Annotated in this window: 14 protein-coding genes; 8 read left to right on the forward strand and 6 right to left on the reverse strand. The window is 46.4% G+C overall.

Features of this window, described 5'->3' with window-relative positions; all coding sequences use genetic code 11:
- The first annotated feature begins 361 nt into the window (after positions 1–361).
- Positions 362–1,585 (forward strand): RNA-guided endonuclease TnpB family protein, encoded by a 1,224-nt coding sequence (locus Q5691_RS18045; RefSeq protein ID WP_333308553.1) that lies wholly within the window; start codon positions 362–364, stop codon positions 1,583–1,585.
- Positions 1,586–1,732: 147 nt separating this feature from the next.
- Here Q5691_RS18045 and Q5691_RS18050 read toward each other — a convergent pair whose 3' ends face one another.
- Positions 1,733–3,436 (reverse strand): NAD(P)/FAD-dependent oxidoreductase, encoded by a 1,704-nt coding sequence (locus Q5691_RS18050; protein ID WP_333346062.1) that lies wholly within the window; start codon positions 3,434–3,436, stop codon positions 1,733–1,735.
- Positions 3,437–3,529: 93 nt separating this feature from the next.
- Here Q5691_RS18050 and Q5691_RS18055 point away from each other — a divergent pair, with 93 nt between their 5' ends.
- Positions 3,530–4,444, forward strand: coding sequence for a calcium-binding protein (locus Q5691_RS18055; protein WP_333308557.1), 915 nt, complete (start codon positions 3,530–3,532; stop codon positions 4,442–4,444).
- A 79-nt stretch (positions 4,445–4,523) separates the two neighbouring features.
- On the opposite strand, the gene Q5691_RS18060 is transcribed toward Q5691_RS18055, so the two are convergent.
- The 4 genes from Q5691_RS18060 to ribD all read right to left on the reverse strand — a co-directional run bounded on the left by Q5691_RS18060 (position 4,524) and on the right by ribD (position 10,044).
- Positions 4,524–6,008, reverse strand: coding sequence for a DNA-processing protein DprA (locus Q5691_RS18060; protein WP_333308559.1), 1,485 nt, complete (start codon positions 6,006–6,008; stop codon positions 4,524–4,526).
- A gap of 4 nt (positions 6,009–6,012) precedes the next feature.
- Positions 6,013–8,109, reverse strand: coding sequence for a RecQ family ATP-dependent DNA helicase (locus Q5691_RS18065; RefSeq protein WP_333308561.1), 2,097 nt, complete (start codon positions 8,107–8,109; stop codon positions 6,013–6,015).
- 110 nt (positions 8,110–8,219) lie between these two features.
- A complete protein-coding gene (locus tag Q5691_RS18070; protein ID WP_333308563.1) occupies positions 8,220–8,816 on the reverse strand; it encodes a hypothetical protein in 597 nt (198 codons plus the stop codon).
- 52 nt (positions 8,817–8,868) lie between these two features.
- Positions 8,869–10,044 (reverse strand): bifunctional diaminohydroxyphosphoribosylaminopyrimidine deaminase/5-amino-6-(5-phosphoribosylamino)uracil reductase RibD, encoded by a 1,176-nt coding sequence (gene ribD / locus Q5691_RS18075; RefSeq protein ID WP_333210993.1) that lies wholly within the window; start codon positions 10,042–10,044, stop codon positions 8,869–8,871.
- 386 nt (positions 10,045–10,430) lie between these two features.
- Here ribD and Q5691_RS18080 point away from each other — a divergent pair, with 386 nt between their 5' ends.
- A complete protein-coding gene (locus tag Q5691_RS18080) occupies positions 10,431–11,291 on the forward strand; it encodes an FAD-binding domain-containing protein (protein ID WP_333308564.1) in 861 nt (286 codons plus the stop codon).
- Between the two features lie 164 nt (positions 11,292–11,455).
- Positions 11,456–11,869, forward strand: a complete 414-nt coding sequence (locus Q5691_RS18085) for a hypothetical protein (protein WP_190657509.1) — start codon at positions 11,456–11,458, stop codon at positions 11,867–11,869.
- Positions 11,870–11,955: 86 nt separating this feature from the next.
- Here Q5691_RS18085 and Q5691_RS18090 read toward each other — a convergent pair whose 3' ends face one another.
- Complete coding sequence (locus Q5691_RS18090; protein ID WP_333346065.1) at positions 11,956–12,495, reverse strand: cyclic nucleotide-binding domain-containing protein; 540 nt, start codon at positions 12,493–12,495, stop codon at positions 11,956–11,958.
- Positions 12,496–12,643: 148 nt separating this feature from the next.
- Here Q5691_RS18090 and Q5691_RS18095 point away from each other — a divergent pair, with 148 nt between their 5' ends.
- From Q5691_RS18095 to Q5691_RS18110, 4 genes are all read left to right on the forward strand, one after another.
- Complete coding sequence (locus Q5691_RS18095) at positions 12,644–12,922, forward strand: hypothetical protein (protein ID WP_333210986.1); 279 nt, start codon at positions 12,644–12,646, stop codon at positions 12,920–12,922.
- Between the two features lie 231 nt (positions 12,923–13,153).
- Complete coding sequence (locus Q5691_RS18100; RefSeq protein ID WP_333346068.1) at positions 13,154–14,263, forward strand: hypothetical protein; 1,110 nt, start codon at positions 13,154–13,156, stop codon at positions 14,261–14,263.
- Between the two features lie 232 nt (positions 14,264–14,495).
- Positions 14,496–14,771 carry a hypothetical protein gene (locus Q5691_RS18105; protein WP_333236574.1) on the forward strand — a complete coding sequence of 92 codons (276 nt, stop codon included), beginning with the start codon at positions 14,496–14,498 and terminating at the stop codon, positions 14,769–14,771.
- Entirely contained in the window at positions 14,764–15,105 is a 342-nt protein-coding gene (locus tag Q5691_RS18110; protein ID WP_333103909.1) for a type II toxin-antitoxin system PemK/MazF family toxin, read from the forward strand. Before Q5691_RS18105 ends, Q5691_RS18110 begins: the two co-directional genes overlap by 8 nt.
- Positions 15,106–15,134: the final 29 nt, after the last annotated feature.

The following is a 15,134-nucleotide window of genomic DNA, read 5'->3' on the forward strand; positions in this document are numbered from 1 at the left end:
CCTCCAAGTCTTTTACATAAATACAATCTCTTACAACCCTTATGTGGCTGGGTTTTTGCTTAAATTCATCCTCGAACAATACTCTCGCCCTAAATATTGAGAAAATCTTAAATACATGACTACGGTTTGTCGGCAGTCAAGTCGCTAAAACCGAGACGGGAAAAAGAATACAGCCCCCAGAACTACCCCCGCAGGGGGTAAGTTCCGATTTAACTCCTCGCTCCTGTTGTCCCCCGCTATAACTGTACCCAGTTTAGCGGTGGGATGAAAGGCAGGGAGATTGTAGGTACGGAAATCTCCAAATCTTTATCGATGTCGCTGTTTTACTGGAATGTGTATAATACAGTAAGGAGGTAATGAGATGCTGCATACTGCCATCAAGGTTCGACTTGATCCAACATTAGAGCAACAAGCCCTACTGTCTCAGCACTTTGGCTGTGCCAGATGGTGGTGGAACTATGCTCTAAACAAGTCAATTGAGACTTACAAAGAAACGGGTAAAAGCCTTGGTCAGTCAGCACTCAATGCCTTTTTACCCAAACTCAAGAAAGCCGAAGAAACACTTTGGTTGTCTGAATGCTATAGCCAAGTTTTGCAAGCAACAACGCTCAACCTCACAACTGCCTATAAAAACTTTTTTGCAGGTCGTGCTAGGTTCCCGCGCTACAAGTCAAAGCATGATAAGCAATCGATTCAGTATCCTCAAAATGTCAAGGTACTTGATGGGTTTGTTCGGTTTCCGGGCAAAGTCGGCAAAGTTAAAGCCAAGTTGCACAGGAACATAGAAGGAACAATCAAAACCGTAACGGTTAGCTTAGATCCTTCTGGGAAATACTTTGCCTCAATATTGACGGAGAGTGAAGGCGACAATCCAACTGTTTCAACGGCAGGCAAAGTAATTGGAATTGACTTGGGATTGACTCACTTTGCTATTACGAGCAATGGCTGCAAAGTCTCCAAGTATGATCGCCCCAAGCATCTAGCCAAACACGAGAAAAACCTCAAACGCAAGCAACAAAAGCTAGCTAAAAAACAGAAAGGAAGTAATTCAAGGAACAAAGCCAAAAAGACTGTAGCTAAAGTGTACGAACGGGTAACTAAATCCCGTCAGGATTTTCTACATAAGCTTTCGAGAAAGCTCGTCAATGAAAACCAAGTTGTCGTAGTAGAGAATCTTAATGTCAAAGGCATGGTATGCAATCACAATTTAGCTAAAGCCATATCTGATGCGGGATGGGGAATATTTGTCAATTTCCTAGCTTACAAGCTAGAGAAAAAAGGTGGTAAGTTGGTTGAAATTGACCGTTGGTTCCCCAGCTCCAAGCTCTGCTCTAATTGCTATTACCAGATCGATAAGCTACCGCTTGATATTAGGAAGTGGACTTGTCCTAATTGCGGTACTCGTCATGACCGTGATGGTAATGCTGCAATAAACATTAGAGCGGAAGGCATCAGGATACTACAGACGGATGGAACAGCCGTTTTTGCTAACGGAGGGGAAGTAAGACCAAAGATTGGACGCAAGTCTGTTCTGAGGCATTCCTCCGTGATGTTAGAAGCCGACACTATAATCGTTTCGATTTAGTGTGGGTAGTTCACAATCAGTAAAATGGCTTTAAGCTGTTGGGCATCTAAATTGTATTTTTGGGCGGGCTAGAAGCCCACCCCACAAGAATTAGATGCACGGGCTAGGAAAAACGGCGAACAAGCATTAAATACGCACCTGGCGAGATTATCTAATACTCGGCTTCCTATTCCTAAGATTCTGCGCTCCGGGAACTTTCCGGCTGGGACGGCGAGTGTTCAAATTACTCGCAGTTCGAGCATTCAAAGCATCAGCAGAAGGTATCAAACCCAAGTCTTGCAAAATTTCAACAGCCGCCCTTTGTCCAGTTTCGCAACCGCCTTCCATGTAACCTTGATTTTCCAGGGAAGTGTGTTCCCCGGCAAAAAATAAATTGCCAACTCGTTCGCCTTCAACGCCGTACATTTGCGTCCACTGTCCGACTAAATAGCAGGAATAAGAACCTTTAGAAAAGCGTTCTCCCGGCCAATAAGCTCGCACAGCTTTGCCCGATCGCAAATTTCTCACTCCGGGAAAAACTCTTTCAAATTGGTTCAAAAATCTTTGTGCTTGGTCTTCGGGAGTTCCGGCACCGATCGACAAACCCTGCTTTCCTCCTGTAAAATTAGTAACTAAACCGTTAGGAGTAGGAGCAAAAGGCGTAGCTTCCCAGGTATTCTGGAATCCTAAATCGCTATAAACAGAAGCCGTCGATCGATAAGGTTCCCGCCAAATTCGGCTGCGGTAGCCGGTAATTAACTTAGAATTAGTACCGTAACCCAACTGCTCGATCGCCCTGCGCTTTGGTTGGGGCAAAGGTACGTTAATTTTAACGTCTCGCAGAGTGCTGAACGGCAAAGTTAACAAAACTCGCTCGTAAGTGCGCTCGAACGCGCTTAGTCCCGATCGCAAATTTACCCGATAGCGGCCATCCGGCAAAAGAGTAATCGCTTCCAAAACCGTCCCCGCCTCGATCGAACCAGACAATTGACCCGCCAAACGGTTGATAATTTGACTGTTGCCGCCGTCAACTTGATAACGCTCATCGCTGTTGCCGTACAATTCAAAACTGCCAGGTTCAGAACCGATTAAAAACAGCAGATTTAACGCCGACTGTTCTTCAGGATCTCGACCGTATTCAGTCGTGTAAGCAATGCGGAGTAGCTGCCGGACAATCGTGCTAGTCTCAGCTTGGTCTACATATTCAGCGATCGAAAGATTGTCCAATCTTTCCGCTGCTTCTGTAAAATCTTGATAGCTAATTTCATCGCCAACCGCCTCCAAATCAGCAGTAATTTTACTCGCTAGTGGCGCAAATTCCGCGATTATTTGCTCAAGAGAAAAGCGGCGCCCTTGAAAGAAAAAAGTATCCTTCACCAGTCCACTCTGCACTTGGGCTAAGTCGATCGCCCGCAAACCCAATTCCGTCGCCAGCGAGATTAAATTAGTGTGGCCGGTGTCAATAAATTCTCCCCCCAGATCCGCCGGAATCAGCGTTCCAGCCACCTTGGGAATAGTGCGAATCCGCCCCCCCACGCGGTTAGTTGCCTCGATTATATCGGCACGCACACCCGCTTGGCGCAAGCGATAAGCCGCCGTCAAACCCGCAATCCCTGCACCCACAACCAAAATGGGCGATCGTCCGCCCTGTTGAGCAAAAGCTCCCCCTCCCTCCCTGGTAAAAGTCGCAGCAGCCACAGCCCCCGCAGCAGCTAAGCCCCCGTGCAGCAAGCGGCGCCGAGATATGGCAGAATTGGGAATGCCAGCGCTCAGCATCCCCAGCAGTTCATCAGCCGGAATGCCAGTTTCCCTTGATTTCTGAGCAATACTCGCAGCGCGGCGCAGCATTGCCATCAGTCCAGATTTAGCCATAATTAAGACATCCTCACAAAACAAAACTTTGATGTAAACTGGATTCTCGATCGTGCACTTTCCAGACTAAAGTCCAGAGAGATTTTTTTAATAATGCTAACCCTCAGAACACTGTTCGACAGCAAATTTTATCTCGAAAACAACCCAGATGTCGCCGTAGCAGTTGCCAGAGGCACGGTATCGAGTCCCTTCGATCACTACCGAAAAATTGGCAAATTTGAAAATCGCGACCCGAATGCCCTGTTCGACGCCAGCTATTATTTAGACACCAATACAGATGTAGCGGTATCAGCCAAACTCAATGGCTTTTCAGCAGCCGATCACTTTATTAGATTCGGTCAATTTGAACGACGCAACCCCAACCCTTTCTTCGATGTTGGTTTCTATTTAGCAAGCAACCCAGATGTTCAGACAGCAGTCCAAACAAATCAATTTACCCCTTTTGAACACTACTTCAAAGCCGGTCAATTAGAAAACCGCAAAGCCAGCGTTTTCTTCGATCCCAGCTTTTATCTAGAAAAATATCCGCTGGTAGCAGCCGCAGTCCAAAGCGGCGCAGTTAAAAGTGCGATCGACCATTACATTCAATTCGGTCAACAAGAAGGATTGTTGAGCACTCTCCCCGATCCCGCAGACAATTTGAACGCAGCAAAAAGCCTGGGCATTCTCACAGAAATTCAAACTGCGAGCGATTTTGTGGGAGATGCAGAAACAGCCGACATTTACAGTTTCATCCTCAATACTCCCAGCCTTTTCAGTGTAACTGTTGACGGCTTGAGTGCAGATGTTGATGTTGAATTAATTCAAGATCTCAACGGCAACGGCGAAGTTGGATTAGACGATCTTATTGCTTCGTCTAACAATTTAGGCACGGCTTCAGAAACAATTGTCAGCAATGGGCCTTTACCTGCGGGGAGTTATTTTGTCCGCGTTTCTCAATTTCAAGGCGATACAAATTATGACTTGAGATTGCTATCCGCTCCCTCAGTAATACCGCCCCAATTTTAAGGAGTAAATTAATTTGAAAATTTAAATCTTAGATGGAAAATTTGAAGAATTTACCCACGGAAGTTTGAGACACCGTGGGTTATGCACTTTCATCAAGCAAAGATAATAAAGCTCCTTTTTGATGGGCTACATAAGCCACTGGATTCTTAGTTTTGATCGCCTTACCTTCTGCCACGGCTCTTTTTAACCATAGCCGCATTTGCCCTATTTGAACATCCAGAAGTTCCGCAAGAGATTTATCATCTAACGGTTGCTCTAAATTACTGAGAATCAAGGGTAAAACTGCTTCGTAAATATCTTTTGGACGAAATTCGACGGCAGGTGTTTTCTCGTAGGGAATCGCATTTTCGGAAGTTCCATTAGATGCAACATATATTTCTTCCGAGGCTGGTGCTTCCACTTCTGTTTTTGCGGATACAATCTCCAATGCTGAGTTTGACAGTGATCTATTTACTGCAATATCCAATGTTAATGAGTGTGTCACTTCCACATCTGTAACTGCGGCTGCAATTTCTAACAGCGAACCTTGTGGTTGTGGGTTTTCCCTCGCATCAGCCGATTCATAACAATTCGTTTCTCTTTCAGTTTCGATTGAGCCAAATTCTGATGTAGATTCGCCCCTAATTTTCCTTAAAATTCCCCTTAATGAACTAGGAGGTATAAATGGAAATGGCCAAGGTTGTGCTCCCCGTTTCAGCAGTTGGCGATTGCCTTCTGGTACGGCATCATCTATCGGCACAAAAACCGGGACATCTTTTATCCTTTCTAGCGCTTCCACCGCACCCGCCCAAGTGCCGCCCGTACCGACTGAACAACTGACTACAAGGGCGCGATCGGCTAAAGCATAAATATATTTATTTCGCCCCATCGCATTGCCAACATTAAAACTAGCATTCGGATCGCAAGCAGATACTAAAGTCAGTCTGCCTTCTTTAATACCAGTGCGATATTTTCCAGCAACAGCAGCTTTAGCCAAACTGTCAGCCAGCACACCAACAGCCGTTCCTTTGGCCTCCAGCGCGCTTAACATTGCCGCCGTATCTACCCCGCGCGCGCCACCGGAAACTACCTGCATTTCTTGTTCGGCACAAGTCTGTGCAATTCTCTGAGTGCGAGCGAGTCCTTCTTCATCAATATCCCGAGAACCAACAATAGCCAATCCTCCCTGAGATAGCAATTTTATGTTGCCAATTCCATAGATAATTGCTGGTGCTAAATGTTTCAATATTTGCTTGAGGCGCTTGGGATATTGAGAGTCGCTTCTTCCCAATATCCACAGCCCTTGATTAGTCCATTTTTCCACAGCTAAACTCAGCATTACACCTCGTTCTAATAACGCCGAAACTCGGTCAAATTCAATTCCACTCGCCGGAATTTCTTGTAACAGGTTTAAGCCATTTGGAGTTAGCAAATCTGCTGGGCGCATCTGATTTTCGCGCAGCAAACCAGCCAAAGAATTATATTCGCTAAGTGTTAGGGGCTGCGGTTCTGTTTGCCGATTTTGCCCGAAGCTAGCGCACAAGAGTAAAATTGCTTGAGTATCTGGTGGCAGTACGTGATTCATATATCTAATCGGCGAGAGAGTTGAGGGATAATGCTAGAGGAAAAACTGGCCCGCTACCAGCTTGACGTAAAAGTGCAGCAATGACTGTAAAAGTCCACCGGGAATCTACCATATCGTCAACTAAGAAAACTGTTCCTTTGATTCCTTCCCAAGTGTCTATCGCAAATGCACCATCCAAATTATGAGCTTGCTGATAACTATTATTCATCTCTTTTTGAGGTTGTGTTGGGTTAATTTTCCGAATGACTGGCTTAAAAGGCAAATTTAATCGAGCGGCCAGCTTTTGAGCAAAATTCGGTACTAAGTCGGGACGATTTAAAGAAGGTACGCAAGTCACCCAAGTTGGAAATGGTTGAGGTTGCCAGCGCTGAATCATTTCAAAAGCCCCCTCAACCAGTGCATCATTAAAATTATTATCCCGATACTTACCTAGTTTAACTAATTCTCCCCAACCTGCGTCACCCCATAAAGACAGAGCTCTTCCGGCTTCGGCTCTTAAATTAGGTTGAATATTTCCCGAATAACGGTAAATTAGAAATGCTTTTGAAGGCCATTGTTTGCGGGGTTCGATAATTATATCGCACCGCCGTAGGTACTGAATTGCTTGATTTACAATTTCCAGAGAAGGGGTTTCTGGCAGTAAAGATTCACCCAAACATACAGCACATTTGCCACACTTAGTTGGATTGGGGTCATCTAATTCTTTTGCGAGAAAAGCCATGAGGCATTGCTTTTTTTCGCCCATGTATTCTCGCATTTGGTCTTGTTCTTGGCGACGAATTTGCGTCAAACGTTCGATTTTATCACTGTCTGGCTGATAGTTAATAGGGGTAGCATACCACTTGGAATTTTGCTTGCTCACCGGGGCTGGTGATTCAAGAGATAGCAGTTTTAAAACCTTCTCAATTTTACCTTTAGAAAAATTTATTTGTTGCTCTAACTGGGGAACAGATAAGCCATTATCGGCTTGGTTAAGCGCGATTAAAACTTCCTGCGTATGGGCTTGTGGAGGAAAAGCTGTTCTGATAAAATAGTGGGTAATTTCGTCATCTTCATCGCCACTTAAAAGAATGCCATATGCTTGTTTTACGGCTCTACCTGCTCGCCCTACTTGTTGATAATAATGAACAACGGAACCAGGACGTTGGTAATGAATGACGAATCCTAAATCGGGTTTGTCAAAACCCATTCCTAAAGCTACAGTTGCAACTAACGCTTTAATTTCGTTGTTGAGAAGTTGGTCTTCTAAGGCTTCTTTCTCTAGATTTTCCAGCTTGCTGTGGTAGGCTTTAGCATCAATTCCTTGAATGGTTAACCAGTCCGTAACCCGTTCGGCATCTCTGACAGTTAGGGTGTAAATGATGCCGCTTCCCGGTAAGTTGGGCAACTGTTCTGCTAACCATGCCATTCTTGCTGCTGAACTTCCCAGAGCGATATTTTGGAGTTGCAAGCTTTCTCTAATTAAGTTTCCTCTGATTACGCGGAGATTTGCACTTAATTGCTCGATGATATCGTTAACCACTCGGTTGTTAGCTGTAGCGGTTGTGGCTAAAACAGGTATGTTTTGAGGAAGAGCTTGTAAAATTCGGACAATTCGGCGATAATCTGGTCGAAAATCATGTCCCCAGTCGGAAATGCAGTGGGCTTCATCGACGACAAATAACCCAATGTTCAGAGAAATTGGTAACAGTATATCCTGGGTAAATTCTTCATTGGCAAGTCTTTCGGGGGAAATTAGGAGAACATCTATTTGTCCTGCTAGCAACTGAGTTTTTACGAGTTGCCATTCCTCTGTATTGCTGGAGTTAATTGTTGCTGCTTTAATGCCAATTCGATCGGCTGCCGCAATTTGGTTTCGCATGAGAGCGAGTAGAGGTGAAATAAGGAGTGTGGGGCCTGCTCCTCTATCTCGCAGCAGCCGAGTTGCTAAAAAATAGACTAAGCTTTTACCCCAACCAGTGCGCTGTACCACCAGCAGTTTCGATCGCTCTTCGATTAAAGAGGCGATCGCTTCCCACTGTCCGTCTCGAAAGTCAGCTTGTTTGTTGTTGAGGGCTATCTGGAGAAGCGCTCGCGCCCGATTTTTCAATTCTACTGTCATATTGCTAACCTGTTGGTGAAAGTTCCTGATTTTGTAATTTAGTGCTAAAAATAACAGGACTAATTACTAACATGATATCACCAACTACCCAAGTCTTAATTCGTACTTTATTACCCCCTGGGAGAGGGCAAAGATTGAACAGGTGTCGGAGGCCAATTAGAGCGACTTCTGCTTAGAGTAGTAGACACCAAAGCATAGCCCAAAATAGCAGGAAGCACGATCGCACTCATAAACACGATCGTCGCAGCCCAAGTCATCGCATTCGAGATCGGGCCGTAATGAGTGCGGTAAGGGTCAAACATGGGTAAATTAGGCATCGGGGCATCCCGCAGCGCGATCGGACGTTTGAACCGCACCCGCCTGTCGTCTAGCTTTTCGAGCAAAATCCAGCCAACTTCCGCCTCTTCCTGGCATAGCTTGTGAAAAATCGCAGGATTGCGGAACAAATCGTTGCTAGCCCGCACAATCTTGTACTCCCAAACCGTCAAATCAACAGAATTGGGTTCAGACTTGGGATTGCTATTGGATCGCGCATTTTCAGGCGCATTAAAATTATCTTCTTGAGATTCGTACCGAGTCAAAACTTCCTCCTCCTCATCGCATTTTTGCCCCGCATCCAATTGCTCGTGGTTCACCAAAAAACCCACAAGCGCAGCCTCCAAGCCGAGACTGCCAATCATCAAACTCCAAATCAGAATTGCAACCATAAAAGGAGTTAAAAGTTAAAAATCAAAAACTCAAAAGACTCGCTTTTAACTTTCAATCTTTAACTTTTAAATAGCCTTCTACCACACAATCTGCACCAACTGTGCGCCAAGAAACCCGCTCTAAAGTCAAAGCATCAGTCATTGCGGAAAAGCCCAAATCTCCTACAGGAGTTGGAGCACCTTTACCACCGACAATTTTAGGAGCAATAAAAGCCATAATTTTTTGAACTGCACCCTCAGCAATTGCCCTCGCGGCTAAAGTGCCACCGCACTCCCAGAGTACAGAAAGAAAAGATCGATCGTACAAATAAGCCATAACATTAGTCGGTGTCAGAGGCGAGAGCTCCACAACTTCCACCCCTTTGGCGATCAAAAATTCCTGAAATTCCGGGTTAACCCCAGGCTCAGTCAGCACCAAAGTAGCCGCCACAGAGGTTTCCCACAACCAAGCCGACTTCGGCAAATCCAAAGTGCGGCTCATCACCACCCGCAAAGGATTATTCCTATCAGGCTTGTGACTCGTCAGTAGGGGATTGTCCAGACGCACCGTATTTCCCCCAACAATCACAGCATCGCAGCCGACGCGCACCCGGTGTACCTCGCTCCGAGCCTCCTCGCCTGTCACCCAAGCGCTGTGGCCGCTACTGGTAGCAATTTTACCGTCCAAAGTCATTGCATATTTCAAAATTCCAAAAGGCCGACGGTACAAAATCCGGTGCACAAAAGCCTCGTTGAGTTTCTGGCAAGCTTCCCCTTCCACTCCCGCCACCACTTCAATGCCAGCCTCTCGCAACCGGGCTAGCCCACTTCCAGCTACCAAAGGATTCGGATCGACCATGCCAGCCACTACTTTTGCCACCTTGGCCTTAACTAAAGCTTCGGAACACGGAGGAGTCCGGCCGTAGTGGTTGCAGGGTTCCAGGTTCACGTAGACAGTCGCTCCTGCGGCGAGTTCCCCCGCTTCCCGGAGCGCAAAAACTTCGGCGTGAGGTTGACCGGCACCGGGATGAAACCCTTCGCCGACAATCTTGCCGTCTCGGACAATTACAGAACCGACAAGGGGGTTGGGTGCGGTTTTGCCGAGAGCACGGCGAGCCAATTCTATGCAGCGGCGCATCATGGCTCGATCGAACTCTTCAACTTCGCTGTTTTCCAGTTGTTTTGTACCTTGCTGCTGTCCGTTAGTTAAGCTGGCGATCGTTTTAGCGTGCGCCGGAAAAGTTTCCATAGGATTTTGGTATTATATCTATCCCTGAGTGTACTGAACTTTGATGCTAATTTTGGCTGCGATCCGACGATCGATTGCGGCTGGGGCAAACTGTACGTTACCACTGAAGATATAGCCTTTCCCAGTAACATGAGGTGGGCATAGGGCATAGGGCATAGGGCATAGGGCATAGGGCATAGGACTCGGCCCCATACCTCATCACGGTTGAGAACCGCTATATTGCACCATTCTCAATTAGCCTTTTATGAACAGGCCGGAAAGCCTGTTACTGACAAGGGTGCAAGATGTGAGTTAGCAGGAGTGAAAAGCAATTTAGGGCGATCGACCCGCACGCCCGATCGCATAGCTTTAAGATTAAGAAACAATAGCAGGCGCTTGAGAAAACCATGAGTCAGGAGATGAAGCGGGAATTTGCCAGCCGCGACGAATTAATTGCCTACGTGCGTGAACAGTTCCCCGAAGCCGCCGGCCGGGACAGCAGCGTACCCCCAACCCCAGGCGGGCGGAAAGCAGCCGAGACAGCCCTGCAACAAATTGACCCCGGCAAATACGCCTCAACCCGCAATTTCCTCAACGGTGCGGTAACGCGCTTGTCGCCCTATTTGCGCTACGGAGTTTTGAGTCTTGCGGAAGTCCGGGATGCCGTACTGGAGAAGGTGCGGCATCCAGAAGAGGCCGTAAAACTCGTCAACGAGTTGGGTTGGCGGGATTATTGGCAGCGACTGTACGCCGAATTGGGCAAGGGCATTTGGCAAGACCGGGAACCCTACAAAACTGGTTACACTGCTAAAGATTACAGCGAAACTCTGCCACAGGATGTCGTCGAGGGCACGACTGGTTTGGTTTGCATCGACAGTTTCAGCCGCGAGTTGCGAGAAACTGGTTATTTGCACAATCACCAGCGGATGTGGACTGCCGCTTATCTCGTACACTGGCGCCGCGTGCGTTGGCAAGCCGGAGCTCGCTGGTTTTTGCAACATTTGCTAGATGGAGATCCGGCGAGCAATAATCTTTCTTGGCAGTGGGTAGCAAGCACTTTTAGTCACAAACCTTATTTTTTTAATCGGGAAAATTTGGAGCGTTACACTAAGGCGGTTTATTGTCGCGATTGTCCTCTGTATGGGCAATGCGATTTTGAGGGAACTTACGAATATTTGGAAGGGCAGTTGTTTCCTAATGGAGAAAAGGTCGATCGTAGCGGCGGTTCTAAAAGTTGGCAAGGCTCTAAAAAAGGTAGCAGAAATTAAAAAGTCAGTAGTCAGTAGTCATTAGTCATTAGTCATTAGTCATTAGTCATTAGTCATTAGTTATTAGTTATCAACAGTCAACAGTCAACAGTCAACAGTCAACAGTCAACAGTCAACCGTCAACCGTCAACAGTCAACCGTCAACCGTCAACAATTCCCAATTTATGAACAATCCGATTATTTGGCTGCACGGTGACTGCTTGAGTCCTGAAGGCCCGGCTTTTCAAGCGCACCCAGAGGCACCGGCAATCTGGGTTTGGGATGATGCGCTCATTGATGAATGGCAGTTGAGTCTCAAACGAATGGTGTTTATTTACGAATGTTTGCTGGAGTTGCCAGTAGTTATTCGGCGGGGCGATGTGGCTGCAGAAGTTATCGCTTTTGCGATCGAATCCGGCGCGAATCAAGTGGTAACTGCGGAAAGTCCCAGTCCTCGGTTTCAGGATATTTGCCGGGAAATTAAGCGATCGCACCCAGTAGAAGTTTTGCCACCCGAACCCTTTGTCCGCTACGATGGTTACATTGATTTGAAGCGTTTTTCTCGCTATTGGCGCGTCGCTGAAAAATATGTTTTCTAATTGTAATTGGAAATTGGAAATTGAAAAGAGGTGTTCTTTTCTCTTCTTCCCTCTTCCCTCTTCCTTCTTCCTTCTTCCTTCTTCCTTCAACTCCCCTTCAAACGCTCCAACAGCCATTGAAATCTCGATGCCGCCAAATCTGGATTTTCGACATTTTGCGGGATGCCGTCCTCGCCGTCGGGATCTTCATATATTAAACCCTCACTATCATCGCCGAAGCGTTTGACTGTACCCCGCAGTCTGGACGACAGAAATTTGGTAATCGCCCGATAAAACCGCAGGGAAAAAAGCACGTCTTGCTCGAGTTTTTCAGTTAGCAGTCGCCGGGGAATTGACAGGATGAGGCACTCTTCAATTGCCGTGACGCTAGCAGAAGGAAGCCTCCCGTCTACAAAAGACATTTCCCCTAACACTTCCCCGGAAATAATTTTTCCAATTTCTTTGTCGCCCAAAGATGATACAGAAACGCTCAAAGTTCCCTCCAGAACTATGTACAGGGCGTCTAAGGGCTTACCTTCGGTGATCAGGGTTGTGCCGGGGAGGACTTGGGTGCGGGTGCCGTTGGCGAGCATCCAATCGATGTCGCGATCGCTCAATTCGCCTAATATCACTAGAACTTTGCTCATAAAGTCAGGTTGAGATGAGATACTTTGTATTTTTTTACTTGTTTAGTTGCGTGCAGTTGTTAGATGGTCAGACCCTGAGCGAAAGCGAAGGCTAAACTTTACAAATAGAAGACTAAATTTTACACAATTTTCATAAAATTCAGTAATTTTGACACGATCGAGCCACAAATATTTCTCGGATCGGTGGTATTATTCTACATTAATTGTCAGGGACTGTGCAGCAGCCGATCGCGTTGTATTAACTGCACTTGCTTTGGACGGCGGGGCTGCCAAGACTGTTTTGAAAGCTTGTTGTCTCTTGGTTTCGACTCCGTGCGCCCTCAAAAACCGGGTTTTTCCGGCGTGGCTGCAAGTGCAGCGCCCCCAAGTACAGTATTGTAGAATGCAAGCGAGACGCGCGATCGACCCATCAATTAAACAGGATTAAGAATGGAATCATCCCTAGGATTGATTTTTTGCCGATCGATCGGTAAATTAAAATTAGCCTCTAAACCCACCGTCCGTTCTTGAATCTAATCAGCTTGAGAGTTGACTATTCAACGGTAAAATGGCAATCTAGGAACAACACAACTCATATTTGTGTCTTTTTTTCCCAAAGCTCTCGACGTTCTCCCTCAAACACTTACACTTTTAACACACCCTTCATTGAGGAGTTGCTATGAATAGTCTATTTTCCAAGTCTACTTTTGCGTTAATAAATCTTGCAGCTTTAGCTGTTTGTTGCAGTACCATGTCAGCGAAAGCTGAAACTGGCAACTTGCCCGATGTCGCTACAACTGCAACAATCGCAGCTCAAAATATTGACCAAACTTCTGAGCCTGCGGCAACTTCAGCAGTTAAACCCGACGCAGAAACAACGTCTAGTAATAAAAAAATTGATTCAATCAGTTGGAGCGAACTAACAGAAGCGGCAGAGCCAGCAGCCTCTGAACCGGCCGCCAACTTGCAAGTATCTATTGCTGCACCCGAAAAATCGGAAGCAGCAACATCTGAAATTGCTGAGACAGAAACAGCGCCAAATACCTCCATTGCTGCTGAGACCCAAAAGTCGGAAGAAACCGCTAAAATTGCTGACAATGGTGTCAAAGTTGAGTCAACAGTCGAGACTGCCAAAAAGAGCGATCGACCTAGCTCAATTGTTGCCCAAAGCAATAATCTTGAAGTAACAGCAACGAAGGAAGAAAAAGAAGTCAAAACAGCACAAGAATTGTTGAGCAATCCTGTCAGCACTTCCGCCTCAGCTTTGACAAACCAACCGAAAGTTGCTGAAAAACCGACAACTGCCTCAGAACCAACTAAAAAAGTGGCTCAAGGAACTCAAATCCGACCAGGCCGAGCTACCCGTTCTGGGCCCAGCTACATCGGCATTGGTGGCAATCTTGGTTTTGGCGGAGATTCAGCTTTAGGCGACGGTTCATTTGCCATTATTAGCAAAATCGGTTTGACAAACAATTTGTCGGTGAGACCGACTGTTTTGTTCCAGGACGACTTAGCTTTTCTAGTTCCCGTTACCTTCGATTTTGTATCTCAAAATACCGTCGAAGTCAGCGAGGATTTTGTGATTACTGCTGCTCCTTATGCAGGTGCTGGCGTGATAATTTCTACCGGGGATGACGGTACTTTGGGCTTCCTGATTTCGGGGGGTGTAGATGTGCCGCTGACGAGAAATTTTACAGCAACAGCGGGACTGAATGTTGGTTTTGTAGACGGAGCTGAAGTGGGATTGTTAGTCGGTGTCGGCTATACGTTCCCGAATATTGCCAGGTAGTGTTGCTGTTTGAGCAAACGCAGGACAAATAAATCTGTGCGGGGTTGGCTGTAGGAATACAGTCAACCCTTTTTGATGATGGAAAATCTGCCTATGCGATCGATGTATGGTGCGCCATAAGCACAGAGCGGTAATGTAGGTTGCGTCATCAGCACAGAGCGCCGATATTGATTTTTGTGAAAGATATAATGATGGTGCGATCGTACTTTCTCACCAACCACCCGAAAAAACCGTGACCAAAACAGAAATCTTAGCAGCACTCAAAAATCTGACAGCAGAAGAACGCCTAGAAATTATCGAAACAGCTTCGCGGATGATGCGCGAAGAAATAGAAGAAAAAGCCCAGCGCAAAGTTGAGAGAAAACGGAGACTCAGAGCCGCAGCAGAAGCAGCAGTTCCTTTGTATGAACCAGGAGGGCCGCTGCACGATTTGTGGTCGCCCGACAGCGAACCGTATTTCGATTCAGAGGAAGAATACCTGAGCGCAGGGGTAGAAACTAATGCGTAAGGGCGAAGTGTGGCTCGTCAGACTAGATCCAACGGTGGGAGATGAAATCGGCAAAACTAGACCTGTTGTGGTTGTCAGCGATGATGAAGTGGGAAATTTGCGCCTCAAAGTAATTGTTCCAATTACAGCATGGAACGATCTTTTTTCCCCGCTTGATTGGATGGTGCAGCTCGATCCGACATCAGAAAATGGCTTGGCGAAACTCTCCGCCGCCGATACTTTTCAAGTCCGTTCCGTCTCCCAACAAAGATTTGTCCGACAACTCGGAACCTTGTCCGAGACAATTATGGAAGAAATTGCAGAAGCACTGACAATTGTTCTGGATCTAGATTGAATAACTAGGCAACAGCGTACAAATAGTGT

Origin of the sequence: Microcoleus sp. w1-18aA5 (assembly GCF_036701705.1) — a bacterium.
In the GTDB taxonomy this organism is placed as follows: domain Bacteria; phylum Cyanobacteriota; class Cyanobacteriia; order Cyanobacteriales; family Microcoleaceae; genus Microcoleus.